This is a genomic window from Shinella granuli (genome assembly GCF_004341885.1).
Taxonomy (GTDB): Bacteria; Pseudomonadota; Alphaproteobacteria; order Rhizobiales; family Rhizobiaceae; genus Shinella; species Shinella granuli.
The window spans coordinates 1-3,080 of the sequence record NZ_SLVX01000076.1 but is presented as its reverse complement, the minus strand read 5'-3'; the positions used below and the strand labels follow the sequence as shown (position 1 = coordinate 3,080).

Here is a 3,080-nt window from a genome sequence, read left to right as displayed (position 1 = left end):
ATGGTCGGGGCGACGAGTTCGCGCGCGGCAATGGCGCACCGGATCCGCGCGAACGGCCGAAGGCGGCGGCGCCCGCGCGCGACATCTACGTCCCCGACCTCCTCATCGATCGACTGAAGGTCAAGAGCCGGAATTTTCATTAGTTGCAGCCTCAAGCCGACTCCCGCGGAAAGAGTCGAGCACAGTTGCAGCGGATGCCGAGGAGCCTTGTAGGCCTTACCTACTAGGCAGCGACGTCTCCAATCAAAGACCCAGCAGGAATATTCCATTCCTTGCTGAGCTTTCGAATCTGTTCGAGATTGATTTCGCGTTTGCCGTTCAGAAGATCGGCAGCCCGCGCTTTAGAGCCGATAACGGCTACCAGATCCGCGCGCGTGTAGTTGTTAGCAGCCATCACCGACTTGACCACCTCCACCGGGCTCGCAGCCGGGATCGGGAAGTTTTTGCCTTCGTACTGTTCGATCAGAAGAACGAGCGCGTCAAAATGAGCCGCTTCTTCAGTGCCTTCCTCAGGTTCGTTCTCGAAATACGGCCGAACTTCCTTCAGTGCGGCATTGTACTCGTCTTCGCTCTGAAGGGTTCGGAAAGCTTTCAAATTCAGCATGTTGACTTCCTCACATCAGAGTTTTGCGACGTCAATCGCGTCATACTGGGCATGCGTCCCGACAAACAGAACGAAAATCCGCTTCGTCCGAAATGCGACCAAACCCACAATGCGATATTTATTGCCACCCACGTCGAAAATCACTTTGTTGCCCGCGACGATGTCGGCCGAGTTGAAAGTTTTCTTCAGCTCACTGAAGTTGCTCCAGCTTGCCTTTGATGCGGTGGCATACCATTCCGTCATCGCCGCTTCAGCAGTCTCTCTTGGCGCTCCTTTCGGCAGGTCGCTCCAGAAATTGACCAACGCGGACTTGGCGATAACGTTCACGTTGGCTCCTATATATCGCGTTCCCAATCTGGAAACAAGCTCAAAATTCCCAATTTGGAAACCAGTATCCGAATCCTAATTTGCGCCGCATAAAATCCCAGTCGGTCTTGCCGATCAACCCCATCCAGTCCACACGAAAACGCACATGGCCACGGTTCTGCGCCACGGCCATGAGCGCCGTGTGAATCACTCGTCGATCAGAAACTTCAGGAAATCGGCTCTACCGGATCGTCAAAGCGGGCGGCGGCTCGTCGCCCATGACGAGGCCTCATGCCACCTGGCGTCCGTGGTTGAACCTCAACGCCCAGGCGCCGATGGCCTGGCTATTGTCAGCGCGTATTGCTGTCAGCCGGGAGAAGCCCGGCACGAGTGTCGGCTTCGCGTCGAAGGTCACCGGGATCGAATAGATGTCCGCCGCGTAACGGTTCTGGAACCTAGCCTCGGCCTTTTCGACGAAGGTCGGCCCGATATCCCAAAAAATCGAAAGCAGGAGGAGGACGATCAGGGTGCCCGCGACAACCAGCGACGTGCCGAAGGGGGTTATCGAGGAGTTGAACGCGGTCGCGAAAGGATAGATCGTCGAAGGCAGAAGGATGACCAACGCGAAGAGGGTCTTTTCCCACCAGAACCTGGGTGCGCGCGGGAGGTCTTTGGTCGCTTCGGTCATATCGCTTCTCCGAATTCCATTGTCGATGAAAAACATAGAGTAATGCGGGTGGCGGATCAATTACCGATACCGCCTTTAAGGCGAATATCGTAACGTTATATCATATCGCATAACATACCTTATGGAACTAACCCATTGATTTATTGCTCCAATTAATGGCCTTTCGGCAACACACACCGATCTGCGACCACGCCCTATGTCGATCCAAGCGTCTCCGCCGCAACGCTCGTCGAACTCGATCGCCACGCGAAATGAAAATGCTCAAACGCAGCGGGATGCCCTCCGCAGAAGACGGATTTCTGCGTGCTGAATCTATGAATCTCAACGGAGGCGTCGCCTTAACCGGCTGGTGCGGATCGAGGCAATAGTCTATCGGCATGACTGACGATGCGTCCGCCCGATACAAACGCCACCGCTTTCCAGCCGAGATCATCGCGCATGCGGTATGGCTCTATTACCGGTTCCCGCTGAGCCTGCGCGATATCGAAGACCTGCTTGCCGAGCGCGGCATTGCCGTCTCGTTTCAGACCGTCTCAGAATGGACGACTAAGTTTGGTCTGAAATTCGCCCACCAAGTCAAGCGGCGGTCGATCGGCAACTTCGCAGACAAATGGCATCTCGATGAGATGGTCGTATCGATCAAGGGCAAGAAATACAGGCTGTGGCGCGCCGTCGATGCCAACGGCTACGTTCTCGATGCTCTGCTGCAAAGCCGCAGAAACAAGGGAGCCGCTCTTCGGCTGATGCGCAAATTGTTGAAGAGCCAAGGTGTTGCGCCGCGCGTGATGGTGACAGACAAGCTGCGTTCTTATTACGCCGCAAAGCGAGAGATCATGCTGGGGATCGAACACCGTTCGCACAAAGGGCTCAACAACCTCGCAGAAAATTCTCACCTTCCCGTTCGACGACGAGAGCGACGCATGATGCGGTTCAAGTCGGCAGGTCAATGCCAACGTTTCTCAACCCACGGCCAAATTGCCAATCTTTTCCAACTTCATCGAAAACACCTGAATGCCGCTGATCATCGCCAACTCCGCGCCCTCACCAGCGCCACCTGGCGTGAGATCGCGTTGCCGATCCAAGCCTGAAATTCAGGACAAAGAAATGATTGCGTCCTACGTCAGGTTAAGGCGACGCCACCGCCGCGAGCACCCGGCGCGCTCAGCGAGGTCGGCCTCCGTCCAGCCTCTCGCCTTGCGCGCTGCCTGGATCTCGGCGGCGAGCAGCTTCAGCGCCGAGCGGCTGCCGAGGGTCAGTGCTGCAAATGGCTTGGTCTTGTCTGCCATGGCATACCTGATTGGTGATTATGCGTATTGTAGCATATACACCCTCTAGCACTACTTTGGCAGATTGAAAGGATGGCGTCCGATCTGGTGGTTGCAGTGCGGACATCGGATTTCCGCTTCTATCAAGATCAGGGCTGCGATGACGGCGCGCCGGACTGCCGGCAGGGTTGGTTCAGGCGGTCCGTTCTGTTGACGC

Annotated in this window: 5 protein-coding genes; 1 reads left to right on the top strand and 4 read right to left on the bottom strand. The window is 56.1% G+C overall.

Translation table 11 applies throughout. The annotated features are described in order from the left end of the window. Positions 1–223: 223 nt before the first annotated feature. The 3 genes from EV665_RS31915 to EV665_RS31905 form a co-directional block, all read right to left on the bottom strand. Positions 224–604, bottom strand: a complete 381-nt coding sequence (locus EV665_RS31915; protein ID WP_133037253.1) for a helix-turn-helix domain-containing protein — start codon at positions 602–604, stop codon at positions 224–226. A 15-nt stretch (positions 605–619) separates the two neighbouring features. After that, a complete protein-coding gene (locus tag EV665_RS31910) occupies positions 620–931 on the bottom strand; it encodes a type II toxin-antitoxin system HigB family toxin (RefSeq protein WP_133037252.1) in 312 nt (103 codons plus the stop codon). Positions 932–1,199: 268 nt separating this feature from the next. Continuing rightward, the gene (locus EV665_RS31905; protein WP_133037251.1) at positions 1,200–1,598 is read right to left on the bottom strand and encodes a hypothetical protein; all 399 of its coding nucleotides are present in this window, start codon (positions 1,596–1,598) and stop codon (positions 1,200–1,202) included. A gap of 377 nt (positions 1,599–1,975) precedes the next feature. On the opposite strand from EV665_RS31905, the gene EV665_RS31900 reads away from it, so the two are divergent. Next, positions 1,976–2,686 (top strand): IS6 family transposase, encoded by a 711-nt coding sequence (locus EV665_RS31900; protein WP_133037250.1) that lies wholly within the window; start codon positions 1,976–1,978, stop codon positions 2,684–2,686. 27 nt (positions 2,687–2,713) lie between these two features. Here EV665_RS31900 and EV665_RS32565 read toward each other — a convergent pair whose 3' ends face one another. Next, a complete protein-coding gene (locus tag EV665_RS32565; RefSeq protein WP_160872166.1) occupies positions 2,714–2,884 on the bottom strand; it encodes a helix-turn-helix domain-containing protein in 171 nt (56 codons plus the stop codon). Positions 2,885–3,080 lie beyond the last annotated feature (196 nt).

Bases quoted from the DNA above. Each gene is read 5' to 3' on its own strand.
- EV665_RS31915 (WP_133037253.1), bottom strand. From the start codon at position 604: ATGCTGAATTTGAAAGCTTTCCGAACCCTTCAGAGCGAAGACGAGTAC.
- EV665_RS31905 (WP_133037251.1), bottom strand. From the start codon at position 1,598: ATGACCGAAGCGACCAAAGACCTCCCGCGCGCACCCAGGTTCTGGTGG.
- EV665_RS31900 (WP_133037250.1), top strand. From the start codon at position 1,976: ATGACTGACGATGCGTCCGCCCGATACAAACGCCACCGCTTTCCAGCC.
- EV665_RS32565 (WP_160872166.1), bottom strand. From the start codon at position 2,884: ATGGCAGACAAGACCAAGCCATTTGCAGCACTGACCCTCGGCAGCCGC.